Consider the following 14,923-nt stretch of genomic DNA (forward strand, 5'->3'; position numbering starts at 1 on the left):
ATAGCAATAACAGAAGATATAGGGTGATTATTATGAGCATAAACAGACGTCAGGCATTAACCCAAATTATTGGCATTAGCACCGTTGCAGCAGGCGCAACCTTAGTGGGCACTTCGGCATTTGCAGCTACTGATGCTGATGGCAATTTCCGTTTAGAACTTGGTGATAAATTAAAATATGTGCCATTAGATGCGATGGCAACAGCAAAATTAGCCTACGAAACAGGTGGGGGTTGTATGCATCAGGTTTTCCATTCTATCGTGACTAAACTGGCCGAATCCTCAAGTGCTGATGCCGAAAACTTTGCCTCTATTCCTACAGCACTCGCTGGCTATGGTTGGGCAGGTATTGTGGGACAAGGTACTATTTGCGGTAACTTAAACGCAGCAGGCATGTTGATTAATATTCTTGATGATATTAACGGCCAAAATTCAGCGATTATTGCTGCGTCATTCCGTTACTACGAACGAACAGACTTACCACTATCTTCTGATGAGTTTGTCGCAGGTATTGGCTCTACAGCAGAAAAAAGCGAACTTGTAGGTAAAACTTCAGTGGCTAATAGTCCATTATGTCATTCATCAATCAGTAATTGGTCAGGAGTTAATGGTGGTAAACCATTTGTTGAAAAAGGAGAACGCTGCAAACGCCTCTCGGCCAGTATGGCTTACTATATTGTAGACCTACTTAACCGCGCCTATGCCGCTGAAGATATCTCAATTTTACCTGAAGCAATGGCATCAGAAGAAACTCAGGCTTGCCAAACCTGTCACGGCACCACTGAAACTATGGGCTCAGCTGCCAGTGTGAAAGGCGATTTAGAGTGTCAAACATGTCATACCGGCCACTTCAATTAAGGAGCTTATTATGAAACGTAAATTATTGAGCACCTTATTGGTAAGCTCGTTCCTACTCATTGGTTGTGGCAGTGATGATGATTCAAGTGTTGTTGACCCTGTTGAGCCACCTGTAGTTGAACCGCCAGTGGTTGTACCTCCGGTCACTGAAACCATAACTATTGATGACACTGAAGCTGTCATCCTCACTGTTGATGAATATAATGCTGAGACTGGCGATTTAACCTTCACACTAGATAATGGAGATAGCTTAGCGATTACTGATGCTAGCGATTACAGCATCATGTATTTTGGCTATCCCGATCCTGCTTCGTCATCATCAAATGCTAAAGCGTGGAAGCGTTGGCATGTTAGTCAAACATTTAATTGCGACACCAGCACTGAAGATGCTTGTGCAGGTATACTCACAGAAACCGAAACACAAGGACAATATAGCTTTAATGCTGTTGACCTTGACCTTGAAAGCAAAGCTGCTGCAGGTGCTGTAGAAGTGTTTAAAGTGGCTATTCAAATTCATGGGGCTAAGGCCACAAACGAATTCGAGCTAATTCCCGCAGGAGAATAGCCATCACCCGACCTAGTCCCTTCCCCATAACAGGCATTAGGTTTTCACAGCCGTAGCGATTTGTTACGGCTTTTTTTGTTTTTATATGTCTGTTTATACCAATCAGCATAAGAATATGCTCACTCTTACTGGTTAAAGTCGTTTATGACTTCGTTAGAAATTTTGTAGGTAGAGCAACTAGCTAGCTTCAACTCCTGCCTTGTTCTAAGTGGTTTTCCCCACGCAATATTTGATCAGTTATTTATCCCGATTGGTATTAGATAGCAGGTAGCAGGTAGCAGGTAGCAGGTAGGCTATGTTTAGCGTGTTTAACTCAATTAAGCGACAGTTAACTTTGTTTGAGTCAGGCTAGCTTTTTTCAACTTGAGTTTTTCTTTTTGGTTGCTTTTAACTTGATCACTCTTGAGCTGATACATATTTTGATCTGCGATTTCAAACAGTTTGCTAACAGAATGATTCTTACCTTCGCCAAAAACATGACCCCAAGCAAAAGTAAGTTGAAAGCTGATGCCTTTATATTCAATCGTGCAGCAATTTTGTTCAATACGCTCAATAAAACGCTCGACTTCATTACATTGATTAGAAGTAGAAAAGACCAATACAAACTCATCCCCGCCGACACGTGAGATAATATCTGCGCTGCGAAACTCTTTGGCAAGCTTCAGCGAGAACTGAGCCAAAATATAGTCACCCGCTAGGTGGCCATGATTATCATTTATCTGCTTAAAATTATTTAAATCAAGATAAACAAAACAAAATTTGGAGTCACTTTCGCCTTTATTGCGTCGTAAATTACCTAACTTTTTTTCTAAGCCATAGCGATTAGATAATTTAGTTAAATGATCTTGCTGAGATTTATCGAGAAAATGCATTCTCGACACAGTAAGTGCAGTTTGCTCAGTGATAATGTCGAAGTAATTCAGCTCAAGGGGCGATAGTGAGACGATTTGCTCACCAAAGCTACCAAATGCCATAACCCCTAACGCCTTAGTATCACCAAATAGCGGGTAATTCACCACGGACCGTAAATTAATTTGAGGGGTAACCTCATGATTTGCATTTGGTTCTATCATAAGATCTTCAGTATAAAAAATCTTACGTTGACCCATCATCATCTTAAATATTGGGTCGCTATTACAATCAATACGCGGAACGATATTAGACATCGTATCGGCATTGGGGCCTACACCAGCCACATGGTTAATCCAACCTGGATTCTTAGCATCTACAATGTATATCCATACATCAGTCAACCGAAACAACTTATTGGTTTCAGTTTGCAAGAAAGTAACCATTTCTTGAAAGGAACTCACTTTGTGTAATCCTTTACTCACCCGAACTAAAGAGTTAAAAAGCTCTGCATATCGTTCGTTTGAAGTGGGGCTTATTTCTGGTTTCATAGGTTTAGGGGGCTTAATACCACTTTAGAAAATACATCAACCATTGTACGGGCGTTTCTTTCAGTGCTCGCATTCACGTCATCAGCATTTGTCGCAGGTTAAATTAAAAGTTTTCTTGGCTGATTGAGTCTAGCTAATCATTAATTTTATCCTACAAAAAATACCAGATTACAGCTACAAATTTATGAAAGTTATAGGAAAAGCGAGAGTTCAATCAAATTTTCAGCAAACTCCTTTTTTAACCACTATATAGTTTTTAGTTTGCAACCCGTTAAAGCAGTAAAGCTTAAGCCATTTGAGTACTAACCAAGAGATTTCCTCTCATAATGAAATCATTAATTTGTTAAAATGGAATAATGTGTAATTAAAAGATCATTAAAAACTTAAGTAATCAAGCTATGACCGAAAAAGAATCGCTATTAAAAAGCTTATTAGACATCTTGATATCGCAACGTCAAACCGCCCTCGCCGCCGCTGAGGATGCTCATAACGACGCCACTAATGAACAAAGTGTCGCTGAAACCCAATATGACACTATTGGTTTAGAGGCTGCATATTTAGCCCACGGTCAGTCGCAACGTGTAGCAGATATTGATGTGATGCTTAAACAATTGAAAGCCTTACCTTTACGTGATTTTAGCGCTGAAGATGAAATAACCTTAGGTGCAATCATCACTTTACAAGGTGGTTTGACTTTTTGGTTAATGCCAGTCTGCGGAGGCATAAAACTCGATGACGGTAAGATTGTCGTTATCACTCCGCAATCCCCTCTGGGACAAAAGCTGGACAATGCAGAAGCGGGTGAAAAACTTGATGATGGCAGGTTAATTGCCGCTGTGCGATAAGCCTTATAATGTATTGCGATAAAAGAGTTAATTTAAACTCTGAAGTTTAAATTAACTCAAATTTTATCGACTCTTGAACTAACCTTTATTGAAAGCTGTAAGCTGCTCGTTTATCGAATGAGAAACCTCATTGATGGCTGCACTACTATCAATAATTTCAATCACACTTTGCATATTATCAGTAGAGTTATCCTTAATATCCGACATGCTGTCATTGATTGTACTTATCATAGCTGACTGCTCCTCTGCAGCCGTTGCTACCAAGTGACTAATCATCACGATTCGTTCATATAATGCTGTATTGTTTTCTTGTGTGGATTGAATGGCAGCCATGGACTCTGAAGCAGCTTTAGCTTGTCCAACAATATCACTCATCTCAGTAAGCGCTATAGTCGATGATTGCTGAAGGTTATTCATAATATTATGAATATCTGTCGTCGATTGCGCTGTTTTTTGAGCAAGACCTCTCACTTCATCAGCGACAACAGCAAAACCTCGACCATGCTCTCCTGCTCTTGCAGCCTCAATTGCAGCATTTAAAGCAAGTAAGTTGGTTTGCTCTGAAATAGAATTGATGACATTCAGTGCTTGTACAATCGTTTCAATATTACCACTAAGGGATCTAACAACCTCAGAGACCTCACCAATACGATTCTCTAAACCTGTAATATCGTCTTGAGCGGAGCCAATTGAAACCTTAACGTTAGTTGCATTCTCTTGTATGCTCGCCGCCGCATCAGATGCTTCTGCTGCATTACCAGCAACTTCTTGTACTGTGGTACTGACCTCAGTTAATGCTCCTGCGATATGCAAGGTATTTTCAAGGTTCTTCTCAATACCTTCGGTAGTGCTTTCAACTTTGACTTTTAATTGTTCAGCAACCTGATTTAACTTGGTGCTATCTTGTAAAATATGCTGAAAAACCGCTTCAAGTTTTTTCACAAACGCATTGTATCCGACAGCAACCTGTACCAATTCTTTTTTACCATTCTCAGGTAATCTTGTTGATAAGTTAGCCTTACCAGCTCCCATTTTTTCAAACAATAACGCTAACTGATTAATCGGTTGGCTAATACTATTTGTCATTAATAAGGTCACGATAATAGAGAATATGATCACACCTATTGTCAAAAGCATAATGACACGTTGAGAAGCTTTTAATCCTGCAAACACTTCATCATAGGGCACTTGCATAATGACGTACCAGCCCATGCTTTCAATGTAACTAGAAGCAACTATATGTTTTTCATTGTCAATTTCAACAATGGTATGATTAAATTCAGTATTGTTTAGTAATGTATTCGCTGTTGTAGGGTTATAAATATCTGCAAGTGGCATAACTTGAGATTCTTTATAGTCTTTATGAAATTTCGCGTTTCCACTGTCATCAATTAAATAAACAAAACCCGACTCTTCGATCCTAAATTCGCTCAACAAGTTCACTAAACGATCGAATGATTTACCTGCACCAGCAAAGCCTCTGCCGTTCAACTGCTGTGTATTGACATATAACGTGGTGTCATTGGTTCTCGAAGAAGTATAAATACTGACAGACTCGACATTGCCACCATCTTTATAATCGAAGTACCATCCGTCATTCTCAGGAGACATAACACGAAGAAAACCATCAAGGTTGTTCCAAAAGCGAAAGGTTTCTCTGTCAGAATAAGACAGCCTAGTAATGTTATGTTCAAGTGCAATTTTTTGCAGGTGCTTAATTAGTAACTCTTCTCCATTACTAGGCACATCCGTTTTTAACCAATTATCGATAAAAATATCATTGGTAAGATCAAGCGCTACGGCCCGCATTAATTCAATTTCTTTATTGATTTCAGTATTAATACTTTTAATTAAATAAGGTAACTCAGTATTAATGGCACGTTCTTCAATGATATTTTGAGATGAAACTTGAGTTAACACACTAATGGTAAGCGATGTTAGTAAAATAAAACTCAGAACTGTGACCGTAATTTGCTGTTTAATTGACAAGCGGTTCATTCGCTACTTCTCTGTAAGCTAATTATATTGGCAACAGAATAACACTTTCTTTATAACAAAACAGTATGTAAAAACACCTAAAATGCAACCTACCACCTTCAAGTAGCAGTTAACGCTAACCTTTCGGAATCATTGTATTTTTTAATTTAAAAAACAGATAAAAACACTAATTTAGATTGATATTCAGACAAAAAATCTGAGGGTTAAAACAACATTTTTCATTTCACTTTAAACCAAAAACTAGAACGATAAACTAATAACAGCTACTGTTTTTCGGAAAAATAGCCCTTAAACGAGTTTCTTTATGTTAAATCCGTTTAGGTTTGAATCGTCAACCTCAGCTTTTATTACCATCGAAATACAAGTTATAAGCTAATTCATAAAATATACACAATGACAAAACAACGATTGATGCGCATAAATATCCCTCACTAATCCGCCATTGTATGATCTCAGGCAAATTACTGATTGCTAATACTTGTTAGGATCGCCGCAAATTTTAGTGAGTAATAAACATGCAATTAGATTTAAATGGTATGACGCCAAAACAGTTTCTTGAACAATACTGGCAAAAGAAACCACTGGTTATTCGTCAGGGTTTTAAGCACTTTGAAGACCTTCTATCCCCTGAAGAAATGGCAGGACTGGCTTGTGAAGATGTGGTTGAATCTCGCCGAGTCTTTAAACAAGATGGAGATTGGCAAGCTGAGTTTGGCCCGTTTGAATCTTATGAAGAACTGGGTGAAACTGACTGGACCTTAATTGTTCAAGCGCTGAATAACTGGGTTCCTGAAGCAGAAGACTTGATTAAGTGCTTTGATTTTATCCCACGCTGGCGTTTAGATGACGTCATGGTGAGTTATGCCACACCAGGTGGCGGAGTCGGTCCACATATTGATTTATATGATGTATTCATCTGCCAAGGTTCTGGTCGTCGACGCTGGCGCGTAGGCGATTTAGGGCCACATAAAGAATTTGCCGCCCATCCAGCACTGCTACATACCGAAGCATTCGACCCTATTATTGACGTTGAACTGCTTCCTGGCGATATTTTGTATTTACCGCCAGGTTATCCTCATGACGGCGTGACACTTGAGCCATCAATGAGTTTTTCAGTGGGTTACCGTACAGCATCAGCCAAAGATATGGTCAGTGCTATGGCTGACCACATCATCGATAAAGATTTGTGCAATGAACAAATTGCCGACCCCGATCGTGCATTGAGCAATAACTCAGGCATCATTAATAACAGCGATTTAGCACGCATCAAGCAGCAACTATTTGACACTTTAGATGATAAGCTTGTTAGCGAATTTAGCGGCCGCTATTTGACTCAATCTAAGTGCGAGCTTGACTTACCTGAAGAGAGTTTAGGCTTTCAAAGTACTGATATTGCAGCGCAAATCAAGCAACAACCGCTAATAAAATTGGGTGGCCTGCGTACTTTGTATTTCGAAACAAGTGCAACTGATGGCGTGGTTTATATCAATGGTGAGCAGTTTACTCTATCGGCAGATGCTAAAACCAACCGTGAAGCCTTCATTGCTTTACTGTGTGATACCCAAGAACTCACCGCTGAAGCTCTTAGCCCTTACTTAAATGATCAGCATCTCATTGAACAGCTCACTCAGTGGGTTAATGCGGGTTACTGGTATTATGAAGATATTGAATAACTTAGGCTCAATATTAAGTTAGCCATATACTTTAAGATCAATAGTAGGAATTCAACAAAGGTTCATCGGCATTAGTCTATGAACCTTTTAAATATCAACTATAGCGAATAAAATTAGTTACTTATATTATCACCACCACTTATATAATTGTGAAACAACTCCGCCTCATTACATATTTATATGGGGATAATCGCCAAGGTTACACTCTGTTAATACCTCAGTTTTTGCTATCAATACTTCTGTATGAATAAATTTCTGTTTTACAGTCTTAACAGCAGCCAAAAATTAGGTCACAATGAACCTAATATCCATCTAGACGGCTAAAACATGAGAAAATCATTAAAACAGCGTTCATCTGATCATCACCGTGGGATTTATTTTATTGGTACGACACCACCAAAAATCGATACCGACTTTGAATCAGTGAGCACGATCGCTGATAAGTTATTAGCCCGCCTTGATGAGATTAGTTTTGATGGCTTGATCATCTACGATATTCAAGACGAAACCAGCCGCACTGACACGCCTAGGCCTTTTCCGTTTAAAGCGACCCACGATTCAGGTACTTACGCACAACTGATTAATCAAAAATCAGGTAAACCAGTTATCGCTTATAAAAGTGTCGCAGGGCTTAATGAGCAGCAGTTTACCGAGTGGTTATCACGGGCTTGGTATCAAAATAATGTCAAAGATATTGTCTTAGTGGGCTCACCCTCTGCACAAGCGACAAGCTCGTTACCTTTAAGGGATGCTTACAGCACACTAGCTGCTCATTCTAAAGACTTTTATCTTGGCGGTGTGGCCATTGCCGAACGTCATTTAAGTAAAAAGAATGAACATATTCGCCTGTTAGACAAATCAAATCAGGGTTGTGAATATTACATCACCCAAGCGGTTTATAACGCTGAAGCAACGATTGATATGCTAATCAGCTACGCAAAAGAATGTGAGCAAAATAATGTTAAACCAAACCGAGTGATTCTGACATTCTCACCGTGCGGCAGCGCTAAAACCTTAGAGTTTATCAACTGGTTGGGCGTATCTGTACCCGAGGCCACCAGCGAGCGAATTTTATCTGCGGCAGACCCTTTGTATGAGTCAATTAAGATTAACCATAGTAACCTGCTTAAAATCTTAGAGGCGGTGCTTCCTCTCAATATTCCACTAGGATTAAATATTGAAAGTTTAACCAACCGTAAAACTGAAATTGATGCCTCAATTTTGATGTACAAACTGCTTAAAGGCACTATGGATCAAGCCTTAGCACAAAATCAAATTAATCAATTTGTTCAGAGTAACAAATAGCTTCCTTTGTAATAAACAGCTTCCTTTGTAATAAACCTGTGGTGGCAATTCACCACGGGGAAATCAAACTCGGCATTACCCCCCCACAAAATGACGCTCTAATTGCAAATCACTCTTGATTAATAAACCTCTTCCCTACGCTTTTGCTACTCCTACAATGACTGTTTTCATCTAAATCACTTGACGCTTTTCACAGATAAAAATACCCCTTTAAGAAACTGACAGCGGCGAATAAGGCTTATCCTCCCTTAATCTATTTGTTTAAAAAACACTCACAAACTATTGATTTCATTTATGTTAAATATTTGTGTTATACGACTAATGTCTGAGACCTAATTGTTAGCTCTGTTAACTCGCTTCAGATAAGCTAGCCCTAATTTAGTCGACTAAGCGCTTTTTAGTGAGTGAACAATAGGAATAATATGAGCAGTAATTCTGATACCGTGCATGAACAAAATAGTGCCTGTTTAGACAACCAGTCCCCAGAACTAAACAAAGAGCTGGATCAAGAAACCAGCTACCAGCAGCAACATAGACATAGTTCAACATTTGATAGTCGCGAAGCCTATTTAGAACACGAACTACAAATAATGGCACCTAAACGCTGGCGGCCTAATTTACCTGTCAAAGATTATCGATTCGAGCCAGAAGACTCCATTGCAGCTATGGCAGCAACGATTGGTAAAGTGGTGATGGTGGGCGCAATTGCGACCACTTTTGCCACTTCTCTTGGTCTTAATGAAAGCTTTATCTTAGAAAATGTGCGTTATGAGCTGATCATTGCCGCCTTCTTTATCGTCATTTTTTCAGGTTTTTTACTCCCAACGGCAAACCTCGCTGGCACCCACGGACCACTTATCCCGATGATCCCCATTGTGGTCGCTGCAGGTGGTCACCCAATGGCATTTGGTCTGCTTATCGGCGCTCTTGGCTTGATACTCGCGATCAGTAAAGGTGGCAGTATGCTAGCAAACCTCACCAGCAAAGGGGTTTGTGGCGGATTACTTTTGTATTTAGGCTTTGTCGGCACCGCATCCCAAGTCAATAAATTGATCGCTTGGGCCAATGATATTGGTATGTCCCATATCGCCTTTATCGTGATTTTTTGTACCATCATTTTATATGCCTTACTGGAGCATTGGCGCAAGCGTTGGTTAGCGGTGCCGTTAAGCTGTTTACTTGGCGGCACATTAGCCTTTGCTATGGGCGCGCCATTTGAATTTCAAACTGACCCTGGCTTACCCAATATGAACCCTATGTATTGGTGGGGCGAAGATACTGGCTGGATGCTGGGTTTACCGACACTAGAAAGCTTTATGGTCGTGCTGCCATTTGCCATTTTAGCCGTCGCCATGTGGTCACCTGACTTCTTAGGTCATCAAGTTTTTCAAAAAATTAATTACCCAGAACGTACTGAAAAAGTGCACATGAACATTGACGACACCATGACCACGGCATCAATTCGTCAAACTATCGGTTCAATCATGGGCGGGGCAAATTTCACCTCATCATGGGGCACATATATTGTGCCTGCCGCCATTGCAAAGCGCCCAATTCCAGCTGGTGCATTACTCACCGCACTGTTTTGTGTTATCGCCGCACTTTGGGGATATCCGATGGATTTAGCCATTTGGGAGCCAGTACTGTGTGTGGCATTAGTCGTCGGCGTATTCATTCCATTACTTGAAGCTGGCATGGAAATGACTCGCGAAGGAAAAACCACGCAATCAGCTGCGATTGTGGTGTTTTCATCGGTATTAGTGAACCCTGCATTTGGCTGGTCATTGACTATGTTACTAGATAATTTAGGCTTAATCGGCTGTAAAGAGCGCAGCTCAAAACTCACGAAAATGAACCGCTGGATAGTGCCAAGTATTATGTTTGTGGTGTTAACAGGGGTCATGGCAGCAGTGGGGATTTTACCGGGTATACCGCCACTAATTTCGGGATTGAAATGATCACTAATTAGCTATGGATTGTGCACTTTAAGTTTTATCTGCACATACAAAAATGATTCAACGATATTATTCGTTGAATCATTTTTTAATCGCTAGTGTAAAATCTCAAAGGTTTCACTTCTAAAGAAAGTGACTATAAGCATAGTGATTATAAGCATAGTGATTATAAACCCTGTGACTTTAACCAAAGCCTATTAACTGCAGACTGCGACTTAAAAGGAATACTAGGTTTAATTATGCTTTAGCAGCAATCGCTGACAAAGTTTGACAAAATCTGATGAGGTGACAATCCCTAGTACTTTGTTTTGCTCATCAACCACAGGTAAGCAACCTAGCTTATTCTCAATAAAGTACTGCACGACAATCGTTAATGGCTCATCTAAGCCTAACTTTTGTACTTGGGTTTCCATAACCTCTGCAATAGGTGTGTAGCGCTCTTTTCTATCTAACGCCCCTTGTCCATACTTATTGAGCATGGATAGCACACTGGCGATCATCTTTTTATGGGTCAACATTCCAATCAGTTGACCGTCTGTTTCAGAAATAACCGGAAGGTGACGGACATTTCGGCTTTGCATTAATTGATGAGCATCTTTTAAGCTCGCTTCATCGCTAATACAAACGGGGTTTTGAGTCATAATATCGAGCACTTTCATCTTAATATTCCTTTATTAATTACTCCTAATAATTCCCCCACATTAGCCAAACTCTAGATTAATGGCTAGCAATTTAGCGAGCGGTTCATTAAAAGCTTGCTAACAAAAAAGCCCTAACCATATTGGTTAGAGCTTAAGTTTTGTGCAATGTAAACAGTAATATGATGCTTAAATTAACTTGGCTTATATTAACTAGGCTTATATCAATTAGCTTATATTAACTAAGCGTGTATTAACTCGCTTTGGCTTGGATTCTATAAGCATGCAATAAAGGCTCAGTATAACCAGAGGGCTGAGCTTTACCTTTAAAAATTAAATCACACGCGGCTTTAAAGGCTATGCCGTCAAAGCTAGGAGCCATATTAATGTATTCAGCATCGCCAGCATTTTGAGTATCAACCACTGCAGCCATCTTTTTCAGTGCAGCTAATACCTCTTCTTCGCTGCATAAACCATGTTCAAGCCAGTTAGTTAAATATTGCGACGAAATTCTTAAGGTCGCCCGGTCTTCCATTAATCCAACATTATTGATGTCTGGCACCTTTGAACAGCCAACGCCTTGGTTAATCCAGCGCACAACGTAACCTAAAATACCTTGGGCGTTATTCTCTAATTCAAAGGTAATTTGCTCATGTGTAAGATTTGTTCCTTCTTCAAGTAACGGAATCGTCAGCAAGTCGTCGATGCTAGCACGCTTACGTTGCTTAATCTGTTGCTGAACATCGCGCACATTGATTTGATGATAATGGGTTGAGTGAAGTACCGCGCCATTTGGTGATGGTACCCATGCAGTATTAGCACCTGCTTTAGGGTGAGTGATTTTTTGCTCAAGCATCGCCGCCATCTCATCAGGCATAGGCCACATACCTTTACCGATTTGCGCTCGTCCTTGTAAGCCACATTCAAGCCCAATATCGACATTCCAATCTTCGTAAGCGCCAATCCATTTCTGCTGTTTCATTACCGACTTTGGCACAAACGCACCTGCTAACATTGAGGTATGCAGTTCATCTCCCGTGCGGTCAAGAAAACCAGTATTAATAAATACCACACGCTCTTGGGCGACTCTTATACACTCTTTCAAGTTTAATGTGGTTCTGCGTTCTTCATCCATAATACCCACTTTAATGGTATTTCTAGGGAGCTTCAGTGCATCTTCTATTGCTGTAAATAAGTCACAGGTAAACTGGACTTCTTCTGGCCCATGCATCTTAGGTTTTACAATATTTACTGAGCCTGTTCGGCTATTGCTGCGGCCATTATTGTTGCCTTTTAAATCATGCATCGCCGCAAGCACAGTGATCATGCCATCGAGTATTCCTTCTGGCACTTCACTGCCGTCTTTATCTAATACAGCGTTAATCGTCATCAAGTGACCGACATTACGGACAAACAGTAAACTTCGACCGGGTAAAGTCACCGGTTTATCAGCACTATTCGGTGCACTATAAACACGATCGTCATTCAATTCTCTAACGATTTGTTTGCCACCTTTACTGAGTGAAGCCGATAAGTTGCCTTGCATTAAGCCTAACCAATTTCGATAAACTTCCACTTTATCTTCAGCATCTACCGCAGCCACAGAATCTTCACAGTCCATAATGGTAGTAACAGCAGCTTCAACTAATAGGTCTTTGACTCCTGCGCTGTCACTGGCACCGACGACACTGTTTGGATCAATTTGAATTTCGATATGCAGGCCATTATTAACCAGTAAAATCGCACTTGGCTTATCAGTTTGGCCTTGGTAACCAACAAACTTTTCAGTTTCGGCTAAGGTGGTAATCTCACCACTGGCTAACTGCACTTGTAATAAGCCTGCTTCTATGGAGTAACTATCAGCATCAGCATGACTCCCTGTCACTAATGGCGCTGCGTTATCTAAGTGTTGTTTGGCAAACGCGATGACTTTAGCGCCGCGAACTGGGTTGTACTGTTTTGTGAGCTCAGCGCCGCCCTCTTCTGATATAGCATCGGTGCCATAGAGCGCATCATATAAGCTGCCCCAACGGGCATTGGCGGCGTTTAGTGCAAAGCGGGCATTTTTAACTGGCACCACAAGTTGCGGTCCAGCTTGCGCGGCAATTTCATGGTCAACATTTTCAGTGCTAACTTCAAAAGGGTCGCCCTCGGGAACGAGGTAACCTATTTCAGTGAGAAAGGCTTTGTATTGTGCAGGGTTTGGAGCTTTAGCAGGATGGTCAATATGCCATTGGTCAATTTGCTGTTGAAGCAGCTCTCTTTTTTCTAACAGCTTTACATTTACAGGGGAAAACTGGTTAACGATATCTTCAAATTTAGCCCAAAAATCCGCAGAATTAATTCCTGTTTCAGGGCAAATCTCACTATCCACCAATTGCCACAATTCTTCAGCTATTTGTAAGCCACCCACTTTAATACGTGCTGTCATTTACTATCCCTACCCTTAATTCCAGTGCGTTAACCGTAGTACCAAGACCCAATTGCAGGCCTAAACCCTTTCACTGTCTACATCTAACTAATAACAGTTAACTCGCAGCAAGACTTTACTCTATATCAAACCAAGTTCATTTAGCCAATTTATAGTTATTATCACCAGTATTCACCAAAGATATGGAGAATTGACGTTTTTTGGTTAATTTACTACATATTGGTAATTAAAAATCACAGTAATACCAAGGTTAACTGCTTCCTCTATTTATCTCATCAGCGGTTTTGGTGATCAATTGACGCATCCATTTATGGGCAGGGTTATGCTGCAGCAAAGGACTCCAAGCCATAGTCAGTGCAATAGGTTGAATGATAAATGGCGGCGGAACGATACTGACACGATCATTATTTTCATGCTGACGGGCCATCTTACTTGGTATGGTTGCGATCAAATCTTGTTGCTCAGCCAACAAACAGGCCGCCTGATAGTGACGGGTAAAAACAGTGATTTGGCGTTTTACGCCTATTCGAGTTAAGGCTTCATCCACCCAACCTAAACGCTGCACATCATCAGGGTCCATCCCCACGCCAACGCCCATACCTGTTTTACTCACCCATACATGTTTGGCTTTCAAGTAACTGTCCAAGGAGAACTTATCCAGAACAGGATTAGTCTTACTAATCAAACAACTAAAATCATCACTCCACAAAACCTTTTGATGAAATGATTGCGGAATACTGTCAAAACGGTTGATGACCATATCGACTCTTCCTTGTTCTACATCAGGGAAACTCACGTCACTTGGGGTCATGATATCTAAAATGATGTTGGGCGCTTCAGTACGAAGTTTTGCAATTAGCGGTGGAATTAACGTCGCTTCAGCATAATCACTTGCCATCACACGGAAGACTTTTTCACTTTCTAGTGCATTAAATTTGGCGCGTGGCTGTACGGCTTTTTCCAATCCGATAATCAATTCACTAATTGTGGGTTGTAATTCTTGCGCGCGTTCTGTCGGCGTCATTCCCTGGCTGGTTCTGATCAGCAATGGATCATCAAACAAAGTTCTTAAGCGCTTTAGGCCATTACTCATTGCAGGTTGGCTGATCCCGAGTTGATCAGCAGCCTTAGTAACATTTCTTTCACGCAGTAAAACATCTAAATAAACAAGTAGGTTCAAGTCGATACGAGATACATTCATATGATGAATACCGAAAATAGTAACTATAAATTAGACTTATTTAACCAAATCTAAC

The 14,923-nt window shown here is 40.5% G+C and carries 11 protein-coding genes; 6 read left to right on the forward strand and 5 right to left on the reverse strand.

Translation table 11 applies throughout. From position 1 onward, the window contains the following. The first annotated feature begins 32 nt into the window (after positions 1 to 32). Entirely contained in the window at positions 33 to 857 is an 825-nt protein-coding gene (locus tag L2735_RS03275) for a cytochrome c3 family protein (protein WP_248983338.1), read from the forward strand. Positions 858 to 867: 10 nt separating this feature from the next. Further along, positions 868 to 1,422, forward strand: coding sequence for a hypothetical protein (locus L2735_RS03280; protein ID WP_248983339.1), 555 nt, complete (start codon positions 868 to 870; stop codon positions 1,420 to 1,422). Between the two features lie 317 nt (positions 1,423 to 1,739). On the opposite strand, the gene L2735_RS20080 is transcribed toward L2735_RS03280, so the two are convergent. Then, positions 1,740 to 2,735, reverse strand: coding sequence for a sensor domain-containing diguanylate cyclase (locus L2735_RS20080; protein WP_248983340.1), 996 nt, complete (start codon positions 2,733 to 2,735; stop codon positions 1,740 to 1,742). Between the two features lie 485 nt (positions 2,736 to 3,220). Between L2735_RS20080 and L2735_RS03290 the strand changes: the two genes are divergently transcribed. Then, a complete protein-coding gene (locus L2735_RS03290) occupies positions 3,221 to 3,667 on the forward strand; it encodes a hypothetical protein (protein ID WP_248983341.1) in 447 nt (148 codons plus the stop codon). Positions 3,668 to 3,745: 78 nt separating this feature from the next. Here L2735_RS03290 and L2735_RS03295 read toward each other — a convergent pair whose 3' ends face one another. Next, positions 3,746 to 5,665, reverse strand: coding sequence for a methyl-accepting chemotaxis protein (locus tag L2735_RS03295; protein WP_248983342.1), 1,920 nt, complete (start codon positions 5,663 to 5,665; stop codon positions 3,746 to 3,748). Positions 5,666 to 6,180: 515 nt separating this feature from the next. Between L2735_RS03295 and L2735_RS03300 the strand changes: the two genes are divergently transcribed. From L2735_RS03300 to L2735_RS03310, 3 genes are all read left to right on the forward strand, one after another. Beyond that, entirely contained in the window at positions 6,181 to 7,338 is a 1,158-nt protein-coding gene (locus L2735_RS03300) for a cupin domain-containing protein (protein WP_248983343.1), read from the forward strand. Between the two features lie 327 nt (positions 7,339 to 7,665). Further along, complete coding sequence (locus L2735_RS03305) at positions 7,666 to 8,643, forward strand: methylenetetrahydrofolate reductase (RefSeq protein ID WP_248983344.1); 978 nt, start codon at positions 7,666 to 7,668, stop codon at positions 8,641 to 8,643. Between the two features lie 422 nt (positions 8,644 to 9,065). Continuing rightward, positions 9,066 to 10,601 (forward strand): DUF3360 family protein, encoded by a 1,536-nt coding sequence (locus tag L2735_RS03310; protein ID WP_248983345.1) that lies wholly within the window; start codon positions 9,066 to 9,068, stop codon positions 10,599 to 10,601. Between the two features lie 230 nt (positions 10,602 to 10,831). On the opposite strand, the gene L2735_RS03315 is transcribed toward L2735_RS03310, so the two are convergent. The 3 genes from L2735_RS03315 to L2735_RS03325 form a co-directional block, all read right to left on the reverse strand. Further along, a complete protein-coding gene (locus tag L2735_RS03315; protein WP_248983346.1) occupies positions 10,832 to 11,257 on the reverse strand; it encodes a CBS domain-containing protein in 426 nt (141 codons plus the stop codon). Between the two features lie 232 nt (positions 11,258 to 11,489). Continuing rightward, positions 11,490 to 13,667 carry a malate synthase G gene (locus L2735_RS03320; protein ID WP_248983347.1) on the reverse strand — a complete coding sequence of 726 codons (2,178 nt, stop codon included), beginning with the start codon at positions 13,665 to 13,667 and terminating at the stop codon, positions 11,490 to 11,492. 250 nt (positions 13,668 to 13,917) lie between these two features. Continuing rightward, the gene (locus tag L2735_RS03325; RefSeq protein ID WP_248983348.1) at positions 13,918 to 14,868 is read right to left on the reverse strand and encodes a LysR family transcriptional regulator; all 951 of its coding nucleotides are present in this window, start codon (positions 14,866 to 14,868) and stop codon (positions 13,918 to 13,920) included. Between the last annotated feature and the right edge of the window lie 55 nt (positions 14,869 to 14,923).

The organism is Shewanella olleyana, assembly GCF_023283825.1.
GTDB classification, from domain to species: domain Bacteria; phylum Pseudomonadota; class Gammaproteobacteria; order Enterobacterales; family Shewanellaceae; genus Shewanella; species Shewanella olleyana.

Excerpts from the sequence above, each read along its gene's own strand:
- L2735_RS03315 (WP_248983346.1), bottom strand. The coding sequence starts at position 11,257 with ATGAAAGTGCTCGATATTATGACTCAAAACCCCGTTTGTATTAGCGAT.
- L2735_RS03290 (WP_248983341.1), top strand. The coding sequence starts at position 3,221 with ATGACCGAAAAAGAATCGCTATTAAAAAGCTTATTAGACATCTTGATA.
- L2735_RS03305 (WP_248983344.1), top strand. The coding sequence starts at position 7,666 with ATGAGAAAATCATTAAAACAGCGTTCATCTGATCATCACCGTGGGATT.
- L2735_RS03300 (WP_248983343.1), top strand. The coding sequence starts at position 6,181 with ATGCAATTAGATTTAAATGGTATGACGCCAAAACAGTTTCTTGAACAA.
- L2735_RS03275 (WP_248983338.1), top strand. The coding sequence starts at position 33 with ATGAGCATAAACAGACGTCAGGCATTAACCCAAATTATTGGCATTAGC.
- L2735_RS03295 (WP_248983342.1), bottom strand. The coding sequence starts at position 5,665 with ATGAACCGCTTGTCAATTAAACAGCAAATTACGGTCACAGTTCTGAGT.
- L2735_RS03310 (WP_248983345.1), top strand. The coding sequence starts at position 9,066 with ATGAGCAGTAATTCTGATACCGTGCATGAACAAAATAGTGCCTGTTTA.
- L2735_RS03325 (WP_248983348.1), bottom strand. The coding sequence starts at position 14,868 with ATGAATGTATCTCGTATCGACTTGAACCTACTTGTTTATTTAGATGTT.
- L2735_RS03320 (WP_248983347.1), bottom strand. The coding sequence starts at position 13,667 with ATGACAGCACGTATTAAAGTGGGTGGCTTACAAATAGCTGAAGAATTG.
- L2735_RS03280 (WP_248983339.1), top strand. The coding sequence starts at position 868 with ATGAAACGTAAATTATTGAGCACCTTATTGGTAAGCTCGTTCCTACTC.